12 protein-coding genes and 1 pseudogene are annotated in these 17,621 nt (G+C 66.3%); 8 read left to right on the forward strand and 5 right to left on the reverse strand.

Annotated elements, in window-relative coordinates:
• Positions 1 to 39 precede the first annotated feature (39 nt).
• On the reverse strand, positions 40 to 1,797 hold the full coding sequence (locus tag ACFWIX_RS00930) for an ATP-dependent endonuclease (RefSeq protein ID WP_377214234.1): 1,758 nt from the start codon (positions 1,795 to 1,797) through the stop codon (positions 40 to 42).
• 259 nt (positions 1,798 to 2,056) lie between these two features.
• Here ACFWIX_RS00930 and ACFWIX_RS00935 point away from each other — a divergent pair.
• Both ACFWIX_RS00935 and ACFWIX_RS00940 read left to right on the forward strand, forming a co-directional pair.
• Positions 2,057 to 2,730 (forward strand): annotated as a pseudogene (locus ACFWIX_RS00935) (homocysteine S-methyltransferase family protein); the annotation flags it as partial.
• 258 nt (positions 2,731 to 2,988) lie between these two features.
• Positions 2,989 to 3,864 (forward strand): glycerophosphodiester phosphodiesterase, encoded by an 876-nt coding sequence (locus ACFWIX_RS00940; protein WP_377214235.1) that lies wholly within the window; start codon positions 2,989 to 2,991, stop codon positions 3,862 to 3,864.
• A 43-nt stretch (positions 3,865 to 3,907) separates the two neighbouring features.
• Here the strand turns inward: ACFWIX_RS00940 and ACFWIX_RS00945 are convergent, their stop codons facing one another.
• Positions 3,908 to 4,630, reverse strand: a complete 723-nt coding sequence (locus tag ACFWIX_RS00945; protein WP_377214236.1) for an alpha/beta fold hydrolase — start codon at positions 4,628 to 4,630, stop codon at positions 3,908 to 3,910.
• A gap of 396 nt (positions 4,631 to 5,026) precedes the next feature.
• Between ACFWIX_RS00945 and metH the strand changes: the two genes are divergently transcribed.
• The 3 genes from metH to ACFWIX_RS00960 all read left to right on the forward strand — a co-directional run bounded on the left by metH (position 5,027) and on the right by ACFWIX_RS00960 (position 10,279).
• Positions 5,027 to 8,668 carry a methionine synthase gene (gene metH, locus ACFWIX_RS00950; RefSeq protein WP_377214237.1) on the forward strand — a complete coding sequence of 1,214 codons (3,642 nt, stop codon included), beginning with the start codon at positions 5,027 to 5,029 and terminating at the stop codon, positions 8,666 to 8,668.
• 43 nt (positions 8,669 to 8,711) lie between these two features.
• Entirely contained in the window at positions 8,712 to 8,864 is a 153-nt protein-coding gene (locus ACFWIX_RS00955) for a hypothetical protein (protein ID WP_377214238.1), read from the forward strand.
• Positions 8,865 to 9,046: 182 nt separating this feature from the next.
• Entirely contained in the window at positions 9,047 to 10,279 is a 1,233-nt protein-coding gene (locus tag ACFWIX_RS00960) for a saccharopine dehydrogenase family protein (protein WP_377214239.1), read from the forward strand.
• A gap of 66 nt (positions 10,280 to 10,345) precedes the next feature.
• Here the strand turns inward: ACFWIX_RS00960 and ACFWIX_RS00965 are convergent, their stop codons facing one another.
• From ACFWIX_RS00965 to ACFWIX_RS00975, 3 genes are all read right to left on the reverse strand, one after another.
• On the reverse strand, positions 10,346 to 11,170 hold the full coding sequence (locus ACFWIX_RS00965; RefSeq protein ID WP_377214240.1) for an alpha/beta fold hydrolase: 825 nt from the start codon (positions 11,168 to 11,170) through the stop codon (positions 10,346 to 10,348).
• Between the two features lie 127 nt (positions 11,171 to 11,297).
• Entirely contained in the window at positions 11,298 to 14,165 is a 2,868-nt protein-coding gene (locus ACFWIX_RS00970; RefSeq protein WP_377214241.1) for an ATP-binding cassette domain-containing protein, read from the reverse strand.
• Complete coding sequence (locus ACFWIX_RS00975) at positions 14,162 to 14,719, reverse strand: hypothetical protein (RefSeq protein ID WP_377214242.1); 558 nt, start codon at positions 14,717 to 14,719, stop codon at positions 14,162 to 14,164. The genes ACFWIX_RS00970 and ACFWIX_RS00975 overlap by 4 nt, the downstream gene beginning before the upstream one ends.
• A gap of 244 nt (positions 14,720 to 14,963) precedes the next feature.
• Between ACFWIX_RS00975 and ACFWIX_RS00980 the strand changes: the two genes are divergently transcribed.
• The 3 genes from ACFWIX_RS00980 to ACFWIX_RS00990 all read left to right on the forward strand — a co-directional run bounded on the left by ACFWIX_RS00980 (position 14,964) and on the right by ACFWIX_RS00990 (position 17,621).
• Positions 14,964 to 15,476 (forward strand): OsmC family protein, encoded by a 513-nt coding sequence (locus ACFWIX_RS00980; RefSeq protein WP_377214243.1) that lies wholly within the window; start codon positions 14,964 to 14,966, stop codon positions 15,474 to 15,476.
• Positions 15,477 to 15,597: 121 nt separating this feature from the next.
• A complete protein-coding gene (locus tag ACFWIX_RS00985; protein WP_377214244.1) occupies positions 15,598 to 16,071 on the forward strand; it encodes an SRPBCC family protein in 474 nt (157 codons plus the stop codon).
• Between the two features lie 113 nt (positions 16,072 to 16,184).
• On the forward strand, positions 16,185 to 17,621 hold the full coding sequence (locus ACFWIX_RS00990; RefSeq protein WP_377214245.1) for a DUF222 domain-containing protein: 1,437 nt from the start codon (positions 16,185 to 16,187) through the stop codon (positions 17,619 to 17,621).

A 17,621-nucleotide genomic window follows, 5' to 3' on the forward strand; every position in this document is an offset into this window, starting at 1 on the left:
TTTGACCCATGGTTCGGTGGCTGATAAGTACCGTTGCGATTAAATATTCACTAACGCGTCACTCATCTCATCTGTCTTTGGCTGCTGGGGTGAACGTAGGCGCATCTCATTGGAGGACGTGGCACGGTCAAAGTCCATCCAATATCCGGCGAAGTCCACTGGCAACTTCACCGTCAACCGATAGCGGCCCTCCGACAAGGGTTGAATATCGACGAGCTTTTCATCTATCGAGGACGTGGTGCCTACAGGACGGTTAAAACTGGCCAGAGGGTCTATCCCTTGTGCGTGGTTTATTGCATTTGCTATTCGCTCGACCGCCGCACCCAACAGGTGCTCGACTTCGCCACGGGGATCTAGCTCGAACGCGCACCAGTCGCTGACGGCGTCGATTTCCCCAACTACAGCCGCGGCAATATCGGGTTCTGCCTTTCCCTTTTCTATCCCCAGGACATCTTCCAGTGTTCCTTGAGGATGGAGCCATAGACCTTCAGCTCTCCACACCTCCAGTATCTTGTCACGGCGGCTCATTGGCGCGCTTCCCGCGGGATCAAGGTCGGCAAGCCATCTCGCCCGGCTTCGTTCATCCTTCTTCACCGATGCGCGGTCGGCTGCCTCTATCAACGGTCTGAGAGCAGTGTGGGTGGCAGGGGGATCGGCATATAGTTCATCGCGATATCTTCTTTGCAGCTCCGCGCTTCGGTCGATTGTTTTCTGCACGTCACTCGAGAAAATTGCATCCAGGTCGGCTACGGCCCGCACATCGAGACCCAAGCTTCTACTGATCGCAAACCAGAGCGCGACGGCGTTGCTTGATCCACATGGGACAAATTCGGTCTGTGCGACGACCGCAGGGTCTTTGGTGCGAGCCAGCGCGGTACTCAATGCGCGTACATCATGGGGTCCTTCGACCAATACCGGACGTGGTGCAAATACCAACTGACTGATCAGACGGTTGTTGACCGTTAGCCCTGCGGTTACTCGTGTTGCCTGCGCTTCTTCGAAGTGTGAGGATATTTTCGATGGTCTTCTGTTCACGTCGAAGAACCAAATTGAAGACAGCTCTGAAGCGTTCGACGGCGCCAAAACAGAAGGCTCGTGCGTCACGATCAGGGCACGGCGCCCACTGGCTTCACATTCGCGCATAAGCTCAGAAACCCACAGTCGGGCCATGGAGGGATGAAGGTGTAGCTCGGGCTCATCAACTACTAGAAGTTGCCAGTCGCTTCTATAAACCGCCGTGAGCAGGACTATGAGTTCGCGGAGTCCATGCCCCTCATCTCGAAAAAGAGAGTACTCGACGTTGCCAACCCGTACGAACGGGTCTAAGTACCCGGACGTTTCTCGTAGCTCGATGACACGCCCCAAAGCACGTCTCAAGAATGCGGCGACTCTGAGGGCGACGTCAGGCTGTTTGCGCAAGACAAGCATTTGCTCGGTTGCCATTCCGTGTAACCGGGATTGCTGCTCATAGTGGCTTGCATTCCTGTCGTCGAGGGCGACCCCCCTCGCTTCGTTTATTGTCGCCCCCGTCGGGGTTGAATTAACGGACATTACCCCTAGCAGGCGATCCGTGGAGAGATAGAGACTACTTGTATCCTTCTGGGCGATCAGTTTGGCTGCCTTGGACTTTCCGCTGCCATTGCGCCCCACAAAGTACGTGACCGGGGCTTCCCAGTCGTCTATGCGAATGTAGAGCTCACCTTGGTTGCTTGCCGTCGCAGGAAAAATTTCGGCTGTCAGTAGTTCCACGGGCGCTATAGGCATGTCGTAAATATACTGTTTGTCAGTTGGACTCACTCGCTTTGAGTAACGCGGCGGTACGTTGCGCGATGCTCCGCGCAATATTCGCATTGGTCTTTCTCGCGCCCACTAGCTCAAGTTGCCTGCGGAGCAGTTCCCTGGATCTGCGGCCTTCATGCCTTGGCTGCGTGGGCACGACTAGGGTCGCACTCGCACTTGGACGACGTCGGCCACGAAGGCCCAAGCAAGGCGCCCACCCGCCGTCGTAGTACATGGACACACAGCGCAGCGCAGGCCCCGCCCGTAACCTGTTTAGATGCCCCGTTTCGCGCTTGATATCGAGTCCGTTCCCCGTCCTGCCCGCGCGCAGGAACTCCTGGACGCGGTGAACCACAGTGTGGTCATTGCCGACGGCGCCATGGGCACCATGCTGCAGGGACGGGACCTCACGCTCGAAACAGACTTCCAGGGACTCGAAGGCTGCAACGAGATCCTCAACGACACCCGGCCGGACGTCATCGCGGACATCCACGACGCGTACTTCGCACTGGCATCGACGCCGTGGAAACCAACACGTTGGGCGCTAACTGCTCCAACCTCTCCGACTACGGCATCGATGACCGCATCGAGGAACTGGCGCGAAAGGGCGCCAGGATCGCCCGCGAACGCGCCGGAGCCGCGGAAGCAACAGACGGCCGGATGCGCTGGGTCCTCGGCTCCATGGGCCCGGGCACCAAGCTCCCCAGCCTCGGCCACACCAGCTACGACTACCTCAAGCAGACCTTCGCCCTGCAGGCCGAGGGCCTCATCGACGGCGGCGCGGACGCGTTCCTCATCGAAACCAGCCAGGACCTCCTGCAGACCAAAGCCGCGGTCAACGGCTGTAAACAGGCCATCGTCTCCCGCGGCGTCCGCCTCCCCATCTTCGTCGAGGTAACCGTCGAGACCACCGGCACGATGCTCATGGGCTCCGAAATCGGCGCCGCGGTCCGGTGCCAGGCGGACGCGCACCCCGACATCCCCGGAAGCCCCGCCCTGACCGACGTCTGACAAACGAAAGCGGACGACGGTGGGAGGTCCCGCCGTCGTCCGCTCAGCGCTGCCAACGTCAAGACAACGCTGAACGCGGCAGCTGTGCGGCACAGTTCATCTGCCGGTCATGGGCGGTTCGATTTGAGTCCACAGGGTTTCGAGAGCGTAGGTGGAGAAACCTGCACAGGCCGGTTTGGAAACAGAAAGAGGCTATTCATGCGCCGTAAAGAACGCGGGCTAGGCATTGTCACGGGATTGGCCGTTATCGCCACCCTCAGTGGGCTAATCGCACCGGCCGCGCAGGCCGCCCAGAGCACGTTCCCGGACAAGGGTGCTTCAAGCGTCCAGGTCATCGCCCACAGGGGTTCGAGCGGGGCAGCCCCGGAGAACACCATCGCCTCCGTGGAGCTCGCACTGAAGCACGGCTCAGACGTGGTGGAGAACGATATCCAGCGCACCGCCGACGGCGCCCTGGTAGTCGTTCACGACCTCACGCTGGCCCGCACCACCGACGTCGAGCAGGTCTTCCCCGACCGGGCGCCGTGGAACGTCCGCGACTTCACCCTCGCCGAGATCAAGCAGCTCGACGCCGGCTCATGGTTCGCGCCCGAGTTCGCCGGTCAGCGGGTGCCGACCCTCGCAGAATGGGCGCAGGCAGTGGGCCAAAAGGCCGGCATGCTGCTGGAGGTCAAGTCACCCGAGCTCTACCCGGGCATCGAGTCCGATGTTGACCGGGAACTGCGGGCCCTTCCCGAATTCATTTACGCCCAGCGGCACGGCCGGCTGATGATGCAGTCCTTCAACCATCTGTGGCTGCGCGCCTTCGACACGCTCGCGGTGGACGTACCGGTGGGCCTGCTCTTCGGCGGCGCGCCAACCGAGGCGCAGCTCGCCGATGCCGCCACCTGGGCAGAGGCCGCCAACCCGGCCCTCGGCAACATGACTCAGGGCACCGTGGAAATGATCCACCGTTACCGACTGAAGACCTACACCTGGACCGTGAACGGCGGCCAGGACATGCGCCGCGCCATCAACTGGGGCGTTGACGGGGTTATCACCAACTACCCCCAGGTGCTGCGCGACATCCTCTAGGAGACCGCGTAGTTGAACCTTCCTGGATTGGCCGCTTGCCCGGTCACTCTGACCACAGGTCATAAAGCAGCCGGAGCACCTTTTCCGGCTGCTCGAGGTTGGCGAAGTGGCCGCAATGCTGGATCGCCACAGCCCGGACAACCGGTGCTGTGGCGGGTGCTGTGGCGGCCAGCCGGTCCAGGTCGGATGACGGTGTGAACACGTCGCTTTCCCCGCGCGTCGCCAGCACGGCGCAGCGGATGCCGCGCCAGCGGTCAAAGTCGTAGTGCGCCACTGCCCTGGCAGCCGCGGAGAAACCGGCCGGACGGACGTCATGCCCGAGCCTGCGGATCACCCCGGCGGAGATGCCCCGGGGATCTGCGAAGAAGGGCGCCATCAGCAGTTTCATCAGGGGTGTGGCGCCGACCGCGCCGACCAGTGCCGGCGCTGCTGGACCCAGAGCCGCCAGCGTGCGCATGATCAGCATCATGCCCACAAATGCCGGGAACCGGGGGAGGCTGCGCAGTGGCTCGCGGGCGGCCTCAGACACGGCGAACGTCGTGGGCGAAATGGCCGCGGCGCTGGCAGTCTGCTCCGGCCATGCCGCGGCAATATGCAGAGCCAGGAAGCCTCCCATGGAGTGGCCCACGAGGTTCCACCGGGTGTAGTTGAGCGAGTTCAGGACGTCGGTTACGGCGTGCCCCATCGCCTCGATGCTGAGGTGTTCCAGCCGGGCTTTCCCCCGTGGATTCGCCCCAGCCCGGTAGATCAATGAGGACACGATCACGGGGCGATGCTTCGGAAAGCAGCGGCCGGAAGCTGGTCCAGGATCCTGCGGCGCCGTGCAAGTACACCTCCGGTGCGGCGGTCGTTGGAGACCCGTTTCCGAAGCCCTGCTGGACACGAACGATACAGGGGCCGAGCTCTGTTGGAATGGTGTGCCGCCGCAGCGTGGCCGCCCACGCCGCGGACTCCTGCCGAACGCCCAATGTCCGCCTTCCGTTGCTGATATCTACTACGGATTCGGAGCCGCGGCGTGACCGGACCGGACCTTGCGGCGTCCGCGGCCCACGGCAACGACGCTCCAGTCCGGCCCGGTCACGCCCGCGAGCCCGGCCGCCCGCCGTCGTAGCACTCAGACATACAGCGCCGCCCTGCAAGCCCCCGCCCGTACCCTGAATAAATGCCCCGTTTTGCGCTCGACATCGAATCCGTGCCCCGCCCTGCCCGCGCGCAGGAACTCCTGGACGCCGTGAACCACAGCGTGGTTATTGCCGACGGCGCCATGGGCACCATGCTGCAGGGCCGGGACCTCACCCTCGAAACAGACTTCCAGGGACTGGAGGGCTGCAACGAGATCCTCAACGACACCCGGCCGGACGTCATCGCCGACATCCACGACGCCTACTTCGCCACCGGCATCGACGCCGTGGAAACCAACACCTTCGGCGCCAACTGGTCCAACCTCTCCGACTACGGCATCGATGACCGGATCGAAGAACTTGCCAGAAAGGGCGCCAAGATCGCCCGCGAACGCGCCGAAGCCGCCGAAGCAACAGACGGGCGGATGCGCTGGGTCCTCGGCTCCATGGGCCCGGGCACCAAGCTCCCCAGCCTCGGCCACACCAGCTACGACTACCTCAAGCAGACCTTCGCCCTGCAGGCCGAGGGCCTCATCGACGGCGGCGCGGACGCGTTCCTCATCGAAACCAGCCAGGACCTCCTGCAAACCAAAGCCGCGGTCAACGGCTGCAAGCAGGCCATCGTCTCCCGCGGCGTCCGCCTCCCCATCTTCGTCGAGGTGACAGTCGAAACCACCGGAACCATGCTGATGGGCTCCGAAATCGGCGCCGCGCTCACCGCCCTCGAGCCGCTCGGCGTCGACGCCATCGGCCTGAACTGCGCCACCGGCCCGGACGAGATGAGCGAGCACCTCCGCCACCTCTCCAAGCAGTCCTCCGTCGCCATCGCCTGCATGCCCAACGCCGGCCTGCCCGTCCTCGGCGCCAACGGCGCGCACTACCCGCTCTCACCCACCGAGCTCGCCACCGCGCACGAGCAGTTCGTCCGCGAGTTCGGCCTGGGCCTGGTGGGCGGCTGCTGCGGTACGACGCCGGAGCACATGGCCGCCGTCGTCCAACGCCTTGCGCCTTTCCGGACCCGCGAGACGAAAGCGGACAACACAGCACCCGCCCGAGTCCCCACTGAGCGCGAAGCCGGCATCGCCTCCCTCTACCAGCACGTGAACTTCGACCAGGAATCCGCCTACCTGGCCATCGGTGAGCGCACCAACGCCAACGGCTCCAAGGCCTTCCGCCAGGCCATGCTCGAAGAGCGCTGGGACGACTGCGTGGACATCGCCCGCGAACAGATCCGCGTCGGCGCGCACCTGCTGGACGTCTGCGTGGACTACGTGGGGCGCGACGGCGTCGAGGACGTCAAGGAGATCGTCTCCCGTTTCGCGTCGGCCTCCACCCTCCCGCTGGTCATCGACTCCACCGAACCGCCGGTCCTGCAGGCAGGCCTGGAACTCATCGGCGGCCGCCCGGTGGTCAACTCCGTCAACTACGAGGACGGCGACGGCCCCAACAGCCGTTTCGCCCGCATCATGCCGCTGGTCAAGGAACATGGCACCGCCGTCATCGCCCTGACCATCGACGAACAGGGCCAGGCCCGCACCACCGACGGCAAGGTGGCCATCGCCTCCCGCCTCGTCGACGCCCTGGTGGGCGAATGGGGCATGCGCGTCGAAGACATCATCGTCGACGCCCTGACCTTCCCCGTCGCCACCGGCCAGGAGGAAACCCGCCGGGACGGCATCGAAACCATCGAGGCCATCCGCCAGATCACCGCCAAGTACCCCGGCATCAACACCACCCTCGGCGTCTCCAACGTCTCCTTCGGCCTGAACCCGGCCGCGCGTATCGTCCTGAACTCCGTCTTCCTCCACGAGGCCACCGAAGCGGGCCTGACCAGCGGCATCATCGACGCCGCCAAGATCGTTCCGCTCGCGTCGATCCCGGAGGACCAGCGCAAGGCGGCCCTGGACCTGGTCTGGGACCGCCGCGAGTACGACGCCGACGGCAACACCACCTACGATCCCCTCGCCATCGTGCTCGACATGTTCGCCGGCGTCGACACCGCGGCCCTCAAGGACCAGCGCGCCGCCGAACTCGCGGCGCTGCCCACTGGCGCACGCCTGGAACGGCGCATCATCGACGGCGAAGGCAAGGGCCTCGAGGCGGACCTGGACCTGGCCCGCAGCGAGGGCATGACCCCGCTCGGCATCATCAACGACCACCTGCTCGAGGGCATGAAGGTGGTGGGCGAACGCTTCGGCGCCGGCGAAATGCAGCTGCCGTTCGTGCTGCAGTCCGCCGAGGTGATGAAGAACGCCGTCGCCCTGCTGGAACCGCACATGGAAAAGTCCGACTCCTCCGGCAAGGGCACCATGGTGATCGCCACCGTGCGCGGCGACGTGCACGACATCGGCAAGAACCTGGTGGACATCATCCTCACCAACAACGGCTACAAGGTAGTCAACATCGGCATCAAGCAGGGCATCGCCGAGATCATCGCCGCGGCCGAGGAACACAACGCGGACGTGATCGGCATGTCCGGGCTGCTGGTGAAGTCCACCGTGGTGATGAAGGAAAACCTAGCCGAGCTGCAGTCCCGCGGCATGGCCAAGAAGTGGCCGGTGATCCTGGGCGGCGCCGCCCTGACCCGCGCCTACGTGGAGCAGGACCTGGCGGAACAGTTCGACGGCGTGGTCCGGTACGCCAAGGACGCCTTCGAGGGCCTTGCCCTCATGGAACCGCTGGTGCGCGTGGCCCGCGGCGAGTCGCCGGATGACGTCGGCCTGCCGCCGCTGAAGAAGCGCATCCACAAGGGCGGCGCCAAATTCACGGTGACCGAGCCGGAGGCCATGCCCGGCCGGTCCGACGTCGCACTTGATAACCCCGTGCCCGCCCCGCCGTTCTGGGGCACGCGCATTGTGCGCGGCGTATCGCTCCACGACTACTCGGCGTTCCTCGATGAGCGCGCCACCTTCATGGGCCAGTGGGGCCTCAAGCCCGGCCGCGGCGAGGACGGCGCCTCCTACGAGGAACTGGTGGAACGCGAGGGCCGGCCTCGCCTGCGCTACTGGCTGGACCGCATCCTGGCCGAGGGCATGCTCGACGCCTCCGTCGCCTACGGATACTTCCCCGTGGTCTCAGAAGGGGAGCAGGTGGTGGTGCTGCACCACGGTGAAGACCGCGACGGCGTCCTCGGCCCCGCGGGCCTGCTCGCCCCCGACGGCGGTTCAGGCGGCCCGATCGGCACCGACCGGCTGCGCTTCGACTTCCCGCGCCAGCGCCGCGACCGGCACCTGTGCCTGGCCGACTTCGTGAAGTCGCGCGAATCGGGGCAGATCGACGTGCTGCCGGTACAGCTGGTCACCGCCGGCTCGAAGATTGAAGAGTTTACCTCCAAGATGTTCGCGGCGAACCAGTACCGCGACTACTACGAGCTCAACGGCCTGGTCATGCAGCTCACCGAGGCACTGGCCGAGTTCTGGCATGCCCGCATCCGGAAGGAACTGGGCTTTGCCGCCGAGGAGCCCAAGGACACGGCAGGGTATTTCAAGCTCGACTACCGCGGTGCGCGGTTCTCGCTCGGCTACCCCGCGTGCCCGGACATGGAGGACCGCCGCAAGGTGACGGAGCTGCTGAAGCCGGAGCGGATGGGCGTTGTTTTGAGTGATGAGCTGATGCTGCACCCCGAGCAGTCCACCGACGCGTTCGTGTTCCACCACCCGGAGGCGAAGTATTTCAAGGTGTGAGTCGGTACGCCCGCGGCACCGGGAGAGGGCCTAGGCTTCCCCTATGGGAATCATCATCACTTTGCTCATTATCTGGCTGATCCTCTCCGTCCTCGGCTTCGTGCTGGAAGGCCTCCTGTGGCTGGCGTTCATCGGCCTGATCCTGTTCGTGGCCACCGCCGTGTGGGGCTGGCTTAAGCGCAGAACCCGCGCCTGACGCCACGGAACTTCATGGGGTGAGCTGAACCCGGTCTTTGCCGCGGGCGGATTGCATCTTGGCGGCGTCCCCGCCGGTGCCTCCGCCGACGCTTTCACCTGCGCCGGACACCGGCTTCAGCCGCCGCCGTGCCCCGAAGGGCGCGTAGAAGCCAGAACGCCGGGACGGACTAATCTGCAGTCATGGACACCTCATCCCGGGAACATGAACTCGTGCTCTACGGAGCGACGGGTTTCGTTGGCCGCCTGATTGCCGCCTATCTCGCCGAGCATGCACCGGCTGTCATACGTGTCGGACTCGCGGGACGGTCCAAGTCCAGACTCGAGGCGGTTCGGTCGCAGTTGCCGGTCGGGGCGCACGGATGGGCCCTCATCGAAGCCGACTCGGAGGATGCGGACTCAATCGCCGCCCTGGCGGCGAACACACGGGTGCTGCTCACCACCGTCGGTCCATACGCGAAGCACGGTCTGCCCGTCGTCGAGGCCTGTGCACGGGCCGGTACCCACTACGCCGACCTCGCGGGTGAGGTGTCCTTCATCCGGGAAGCGATCGATCGCTACGACGTTTTAGCCCGGATGAACGGGGCCAGGATCGTGCACTCCTGCGGCTACGACTCCGTCCCGTCCGACCTCGCCGTACTGCTGCTTTATCAGGCTGCAGAGGCCGATGGTGCCGGCGGTTTAGCCGAGGTCCAACTCGTTGCCAAGGCCAAGGCTGGCATCAGCGGAGGCACGCTCGAATCGATGCGCGGGCAGCTCGACGCGATGCGATCGAGCACCGCCCTGAGGTCCCTAGCCGCGGACCCCTACGCCCTGAGTCCAGACCGCACCCGGGAGCCGACGACACCACAGCCTCCTGACGCCGGCCCCGTGCGCCGTTCCGCTGACGGCACTTGGACCGCGCCTTTCATCATGGCCCCGCTCAACACCCGGATAGTGCGCCGCAGCAACGCCTTGCAGGATTGGACCTACGGCCGCTCCCTTCAGTACGGCGAGGTGATGGGGGTAGCCCCCGGACCCGCAGGAGCGGTCATCGCCAGGGCGATGGCAGTCGGGCTCCGGGCATTCACGGGCGCGATGGCTTTCCCGCCCAGCCGCCGGGTGCTCGACCGCTGTCTTCCGGCACCAGGTGCCGGTCCGAGCACCCGCATGCAGCGGGCGGGCTGGTTCCACTCCCAGGTGACCGCCTGCACCGAGAACGGCCAGCGTTACCAGGCGATTGCCGCTGGCCCCGGTGATCCCGGCTATGCCGCCACCGCCGTGATGGCAGGGGAGACTGCACTCGCTCTTGCCCTCGATGGTGACCGGCTGCCGACCGCCAAAGGGTCACTGACACCGGCTACTGCCCTGGGCAATGTGCTCATAGAGCGACTCCGTGCGGCCGGCCACACCTACCAGGCAACCAAACTCGCCTGAACCCAGATCCTGCAGCTCGCCTGAAAACGGGCAGTCATTGGATGAACTTGCCGCGAGCGGCGCCCGTCACGAGCGGGAGTCAAGGTAGTGCAGAATCGCCTGGGCCGTCTCCTCCGGGGCGCCGACGTGGGGGCAGTGCCCGGTCGCCCGGAGCTGCACCAGGGTGCTGTGTTCCAGGTTCTGGTGCAGGTAGGCGCCCACGTCCGGTGGGGCAAGCCGATCTTCGGAGCACTGCAGAATCAGGCAGCTGGTGCGCACTTTTTTCAGTTCAGGGCGGGTGTCGGAGAAAAAGGTTACGCCGGCGAAGTGCCGTGCGATGGTTGGATTTGTCCTGCAGAAGCTGACACGCAGGTCCTCCGCTAATTCAGGCGCCTGCGGGTTGCCCATGACCACGGGGGCCAAGGCCGCGGCCCAGGCGAAATAGTCGCTGTCCAGAGATGCCAGCAGGCCCTCGATGTCTTCCCGCGAAAAGCCGCCCACGTAGCCGTCGTACGGGTCATCCGTATGACGGGGCGAAGGAGCGAGCAGGACCAAGTGGGAAAAACGGTTGGGGTCCTGCACTGCGGCGATCACGCCGATCATCGTGCTGACGCTGTGGCCCACCAAGATGACGTCCTCAAGTTCAAGGGCGGCGCAAATCTCCAGCAGGTCCGCAGCGTAACCATTCAGGGACCCGTACTTCTCCCAGTCATAGGCGCTGATGTCGGAGTGTCCTGCACCAACATGATCAAAAAGCACCAGCCGGTAATTATCAACGAAATAAGGCAGAAGCTTCTGCCACATAGCCTGATCGCAGCCAAAACCGTGGGCAAACATCATCACTGGCCCGTCATCCCGGCCCGATATGGTGACATTGTTCCGGCCGATTACGGCGGCAGCTGCATTGATCACGTTCTCACTGACCCTCCGTAGGCGTCCTGTCCCAGACTATCCACAGGAAATAGCGAATCCTAGAATCCTCGCTCTATGACCTTCAAGGCTCCCCGACAGGGACCATGATGTCGGCTGTCCGGTGTCCTCAGACCCCGAGGTGAAGCCGGTCCCGGGCCTGGGCGGAGGAAGCCTGCGCGGCTTGCCCGCCCGCACCGGACACCGGCTTCACCCGCCGGAACGCGGCGAGGACTGCCCGCCCCACCAGGATGATCCCGACGATCGTGGTCACGGCACGCACCGTGTCCCATCCCGCCGTCGACGTCACCAGCGAGTACAGCAGGAAGCTGGCCAGGTTGGTCTCCAGCGGCGCGCCGGGCAGGTAGGAAATGCCCGTGCCGGCACCCACGGCGAACGGCCAGAACCACAGGTTCGTCAGCAGCCCGAACAGGTATGACGCCACCGCACCATAGCCGCACAGCATCCACAGCTCCCCCCGCCCGCGCACCCGCCGGGGGAGCAGGCCCGCCCCGGCACCCACCCACGCACAGGCAAAGATCTGGAACGGCGTCCACGGCCCGATCCCGCCCCACAGTGCGCTCGAAACGGCGATCGTGGCCGCGCCCAGCAGCATGCCGAAACGGGGACCGAACGCCCGCCCGGCCAGGATCAGCAGGATAAACACCGCCTCCACACCCCCGACGCCGGTGCTCGCCACCCGCACGGCCGTCCCCACCGCAGCCAGGACACCGAGCAGCGCCACCGTATGTGCCGAGCGGACCGACCCGTCGAGGGACACAACGACAGCGACGACGGCGAGCGGCGCGATGGCCAGCGCCGCGTAGGGCAGCGCAGCCGCGGCATCCTGGGGCAGGGCCGTTGCGAGCAGGGGCCAGCAGAAGGCGCCGAGGGCCAGCAGGTTCGCCGCCGCGAGAATAGCCAATTCGGCACCGCGCGGCATCCGGATCCGGCGGGGTTTGGCGGGGGCCGGAGGGTCTACTGGCTGGTTGTCGAAGCGGGGCAGGGCGATGGCTTGTGTCGCGGGGCTTTGTGTTGCGGCTGCACTGGCCTCTACCTTTTCCTGCGGGGCTGCGGGTGCGACCCCGTCCCGCATCGGGATGATCCGGGCGCCGAGGCTGTGCGCAAAGTCGTGGTCATGGGTGGCGATCAGGACAGTCGAACCTGCCTCCGCCGCAGCCCGCAGTGCCGCCGCCACCGCTGTTAGCGCCGCGGGATCGAGTCCGCGGGTGGGCTCATCGATCAAGAGGACGTCCGGTTGGTCCATGGTCTGCAGTGCGATGGCCAGGATCCTGCGCTCGCCCGCGGACAGGTCCCGGGGATGCTCGTTTCCGATGGGCATCGCCACGTTTCCCCGCAGACGGGCCAGGTGCGACGCAGCAAAGCCGGCCGCGGTCCGCGCCCCGTTCTTTTGGCGTGCCACCCGCCGCTCCGCCGCGCGAAGCTCGCCCGCGACGGTATCCCTCGTGAAGAGGTCGTCGGAGGCATCCGGCACCAGGGCGACCCTGACGCCGTCGGACGTTATGTTCCCTGTGTTACCGTCAGCCGCCTTGCCGTTATGAAGCGCGAGCGCCACCAGCAGCGACGACTTCCCGGCACCGTTCGGCCCCACAAGGGCAGCGATTTCGCCGCGGTGCAGCGTCAGGGACGCGTCGCGCACCAACGGTTGGCCCTTGCGGTGCACGGCGAGGTTTGCGGCAACCAGCACGGGGGAGTCAGCTGGATGGGCCGGCTGCGGCACAGCGGCCGGGAGCGACGGTGCCGCCAGCACAGGCGCGACACCCGGAACCAGCGCGCCGCCGTTGACGGTCCACCACGAATCGGCCACCGGAACAAGAGGCTGCGCTCGGTGCTCCGCCACGATCACGCAAACCCCTGCGTCACGCGCGAGGGAGTGCAGCACGGCGGTGACGCGGGTGCGGGCGGCGGTGTCGAGGTCGGCGAGCGGCTCGTCCACCAGGAGCAGCGACGGATGTTCGACGACGGCGGCGGCGATGGCCACGAGCGTCGCCTCACCCGCGGAAAGGGTGCTCAGGTTCCGGTCCAGCAGCGCGGACACCCCGGTGCTCTCGGCGATCTCCAGGACGCGGGCATTGGCATCAGCGGCCGCAACCCCGCGCAGCTCAAGGCCGAGGGAGATTTCGTCGCGGACCTTGGTGCTGGCAAACGCAGCGCGGGGATTTTGGAGCACGACGCCGATCAGGCGGGCGGTGTCGCGCGGCGGGGTGGCGGCGCGGTCCAGTCCGCCGACCCGCAGCGTGCCCGAGACGTGGCCGCCATCAACGTGCGAGAGGAGGCCGGCGATGCCCCGGAGAACCGTGGACTTGCCCGAGCCGGTCGGCCCGGTGATGACGGTGACGGACCCCGGCGCCGGCTGGAAAGCAGCGACGTATATCTGTGCGTCACCGATGCGGAACCGGGCGTCGCGCACCAGAAGCGGGCCGCCGTCGTCGTCCACGGGGCGGTGCGCTGAGGGCTGATGCGCTGCCCGGCTGCCGAAGCCGCGCAGCTCCAGGGCGGCGGCAACCCGGCTGGCGTGCTCGAGGGTGCGCTCGAGCACGGGCACCAGGGCGCGCGGCCCGAAGCGTTCGCCCCGCAGCCGAAAGGCGAGGCGCACGGAGGTCACGGCGTCAGCCAGGGCCGGAAGCGCCGCCCACGCCACCACCAGCATCCGCCCCATGCCCTGCAGGGGGCCGCCGCGGGCCAGAAACAGGAAGCCGCGGGAGACGTCCACGAACGCATTGACGACGCCGAACGCGAGGATGACCCCGGCGATCGGCAGGGCGGACAGGGCCGCGTCCCACAGGCCCTGTCCCGTGACCGGGCCGAAAAGGACCACATGGGCGTAAGGGGCGGGCAGCCGAACCGGCGGCAGATCGAGCAGCAGCGGCGCGCCGGCCCCCGCCCCGTTGAACAGGACGCGGTAGATGACCCGCGCCGCGACGAAGACGACGGCGAGGGCCGCCGCCGCGCGTAACGGCGCGGGTCGGAACGTCATGCCTTGGGCGCGGCCGGTTCGCCGTCGACCGTGAAGAGCAGCTCCAGGCTCTGCCCCGGGCTGAACTTCAGGGTGGCGAGGCCCTCCTGGGCGTAGGCCCATTCGGCGTCGGGGCTCGCCTTGACCCAAAGGGCCCAGTAGGCGAAAGCGGCCGGCATCTTCTGGCACTCTTCGCGGTACGTGCCGCCCTTGTGCTTGATGTCGAAGTCCGCGGCGGGTACGCCGTTTACGCGGCACACCAGCTCGTTGGGGTACTGCTCGGTGCCCACCGTCTTAACGTTTGCTTCCTCGAGGACCTTCGCGGCCGCCGTCGGGCCTTCCACGGCGATGCAGGCTGAGGTGTCTGCGGCCTCCTGCTTGAGGGCACCTGAGTCGACGATGACCTGCACGCCCTCGCACGGGCCGGAAGCGGTGGCGCTCGCGCTCGCTGATTCTGCGGCGGGGGACGACGGCGATTGGCTGGTTGCCGGGGCGGAGCAGGCAGCAAGGGACAACAGGAGGCCAGCGGCGGCGAAGGAGCTCGCGGCGGCGGTGCGGAGGTTAGTCAAAGTCACCTGTCAAGGGTAGGACCTTGCTGCTGGTCAGGGGGATGACGTGGCGTTGTGTGACGTCCGGTTCCGAAGACTGCTGGCGCCCGCGGTTGTCCGCATACTTGTGGCGGGGTTGTTGACCGCCCGGGGTGCCGCCGCGACCATGGATCATGGCTGATGGCCTTGCTGAATGCGTCGACACTGCACATCGCAGGCGGCGGCCGACGGACGAGCACCGGCAGTACGACGACCCAGGTGGAGGTAACCGATGAACAACCCGCGAATTGCCGAGGCAATCAAGTCTGCCAAGGAATATCTGGGAGCCCATGCCGACGAAGCCCGCTACCGCGATTCCGCCGCCTCGGCTGTTGTGGTCGACGGCCTCCGGGTCCGCGTCACGGGAACGGATGGCTCCTCCCTGGAGACGGATATGGTCGCCGGAGTGGGCGGAACCGGTTCGGCGCCGTCGCCCGGCTGGCTCTTCCGTGCCGCCTACGCCTCCTGCGCCGCCACCCTTATGGCCATGCGAGCTGCCGAGCAGGGCGTGGAGCTGCCCGGACTCCACGTCGATGTGGACAGTGAGTCCGATGACAGGGGCATTCTGGGCGTCTCCGACGACGTCAGCGCCGGTCCGGCCAGCATGCGGGTGGCAGTCCGGGTGGGACCCGCCGCCGATATGGCTGCCGTCCGGGAGGTTGTCGAATGGGGCCTGAAGCATTGCCCCGTCGATGATGCAGTCCGCCGGGCAGTGCCCGTGGAGCTTGATCTCCGGATCGGTTAGGCGGGGTCTGGACACAGGTAGTCACCGCACATAGTGTGCAAAGGTGGCGGCTGCCTGACCGGCCGGATGGCCAACTACTGCCGGTCCGCTGTTGCGGCCGTCCGTCGTAAGGAGGAAGCAGATGGAACACGTTGAAGAGACCGTTGAAGTCGCTGTACCGGTGCGGACCGCCTACAACCAGTGGACCCAGTTCGAATCCTTTCCGCAGTTCATGTCCGGTGTGGAATCGGTAACCCAGCTGACTGACACCACCAACCATTGGGTTACCAACGTGGGTGGGGTCCAGCGGGAGTTTGATACTGAGATCGTGGACCAGGAGCCTGACGACCGGATCGCCTGGCGCAGCACCGACGGCAGGTCCCATGCCGGCATCATCAGGTTCACGCCGCTGGACGCCAACCACACGAAGGTCAAAGTCCACTTCGAATGGGCGCCCGAAACCGCCACTGAAAAGGCCGGAGCGGCCCTGAAAATCGACGAAATGCAGGTCAAGGCCGACATGCGGAAGTTCAAGGACTTCATCGAATCGCGCGGCGCCGAAACCGGCGGCTGGCGCGGAGAAGTCAAGGACAGCGGCCCGACCGGACAAGTCTAGAAAGGCCGGCAGATTCAGCGGACGACGGCGGGAGGTCCCGCCGTCGTCCGCTTTCTTTTCGCGGGTCCCCGGCACCTTCCTAAAATGTCAGACCCCCCTGCCATGCTTTGGGTATGGAATCCGGGGTGGTTATCGAGGCGGGAGGCAGGGCTGCGATGGCCGCTGCCGTGGCCTCGATGGGCCGCTTGGTGGATGAGCTTGCCGGTGTCATTTCGCCACCGGTTGACCCGCGGGGGCCTGGCCGGCTTTGCGACGCTGATCCGTTGCAGGAACTCTCGGAGACCTGCCTGGACGGGTTGGCGGTGCTGGCGCGGATCGAGGCGATGACGGCGGCGGCGAAGGTCCGGCTGGTCAGGGCATACTCGGACGCGGCAACAGAATTGGCTGGCCCGCCGTCTAATGCCTATGAAAGCACCGCGCAGGAGATGAGCCTGGTGGCGGAGGTCGCGTGCGTGCTCACCATCGGCGAATGCGCCGCCTCGGCCCTGCTTGGAGAGGCTCACGCCCTGACCAGCTCGCTGCCGGCGACGCTCGACGCGCTGGAGAGCGGCGCCGTCGGCTGGCAGCACGCCCGCATCGTGGTGGATGAAACCACCGGCCTCAACCCGGCGGCGGTGTCCGCCCTGGAAAGGCACTTCTTCGACCCGGAAGCACCGGCACGGGGTGCGGCGCCGGGCGACCTGGTTCCCGCCCGCTTCCGGGGGAAGGTCCGGGCCTGGCGTGAACGCCACCACCCCGAGTCCCTGGAGCTGCGCCGTGCAAAGAGCACGGCGGACCGGCGCATGGAATACGCCCCGGACCGGGACGGCATGGCCTGGCTCTCGCTCTACCTGCCGGGTGATACCGCTTGTGCCATCTGGAACAGGACAACCGCTCTGGCCCGCGGCGTTCAAGGCCCTGGCGAACCCCGCAACCTCGCGCAGCTGCGTGCCGACATCGCCGCCGGGATGCTGCTGGGCAGTGCGAGTGAGAACCCGGGAGACGTGCCCGCTCCCAAGGCTGATGTGCTGGTCACCGTCCCGGTCTTCTCGCTCCTTGGCCTGACCGATGAACCCGCCGAGATCGACGGGCTGGGGCCGGTCCCACCGTCGGTGGCTCGCCGGCTCATTGCTGACGGCTCCAGCTCGTTCTACCGCGTCCTGGTGGATCCCCGCGACGGGGCGCCGCTCGAAATCGGGCGGACCAGCTACCGCCTTCCGGAGGCGCTGAAGCGCTGGCTCAGGATGCGGGATGGCAGGTGCACCTTCCCGGGCTGCAGCAACCAAACCCCGGACAACGACGCCGACCACCTCACCGCATGGCAGCGCGGCGGCACTACCGGAATCGGCAACCTGGGACAGGCGTGCCCCAAGCACCACCGGCTCAAACACCGGTCCACCTGGACGCCGACGCAGGCAACGAAGAATGAACCGCCCGGCTGGATTTCACCCACCGGCCGGCACTATCCCGCGGAGCACCCTGACCGGGAGCCACCCCTACTACCACCTGAATGCTTGCCCGTTCCCGTTAGTCCGCTGGAACAGGCCATCCTGACGCGCCTCGCTGCCTGA

The organism is Pseudarthrobacter sp. NPDC058362, from assembly GCF_042723515.1.
Taxonomy (GTDB): domain Bacteria; phylum Actinomycetota; class Actinomycetes; order Actinomycetales; family Micrococcaceae; genus Arthrobacter.

What these genes read in the sequence shown, in the direction of transcription:
- ACFWIX_RS00985 (WP_377214244.1), top strand. Translation starts at nt 15,598, where the DNA reads ATGGAACACGTTGAAGAGACCGTTGAAGTCGCTGTACCGGTGCGGACC.
- ACFWIX_RS00955 (WP_377214238.1), top strand. Translation starts at nt 8,712, where the DNA reads ATGGGAATCATCATCACTTTGCTCATTATCTGGCTGATCCTCTCCGTC.
- ACFWIX_RS00960 (WP_377214239.1), top strand. Translation starts at nt 9,047, where the DNA reads ATGGACACCTCATCCCGGGAACATGAACTCGTGCTCTACGGAGCGACG.
- ACFWIX_RS00970 (WP_377214241.1), bottom strand. Translation starts at nt 14,165, where the DNA reads ATGACGTTCCGACCCGCGCCGTTACGCGCGGCGGCGGCCCTCGCCGTC.
- ACFWIX_RS00990 (WP_377214245.1), top strand. Translation starts at nt 16,185, where the DNA reads ATGGAATCCGGGGTGGTTATCGAGGCGGGAGGCAGGGCTGCGATGGCC.
- ACFWIX_RS00980 (WP_377214243.1), top strand. Translation starts at nt 14,964, where the DNA reads ATGAACAACCCGCGAATTGCCGAGGCAATCAAGTCTGCCAAGGAATAT.
- ACFWIX_RS00940 (WP_377214235.1), top strand. Translation starts at nt 2,989, where the DNA reads ATGCGCCGTAAAGAACGCGGGCTAGGCATTGTCACGGGATTGGCCGTT.
- metH (WP_377214237.1), top strand. Translation starts at nt 5,027, where the DNA reads ATGCCCCGTTTTGCGCTCGACATCGAATCCGTGCCCCGCCCTGCCCGC.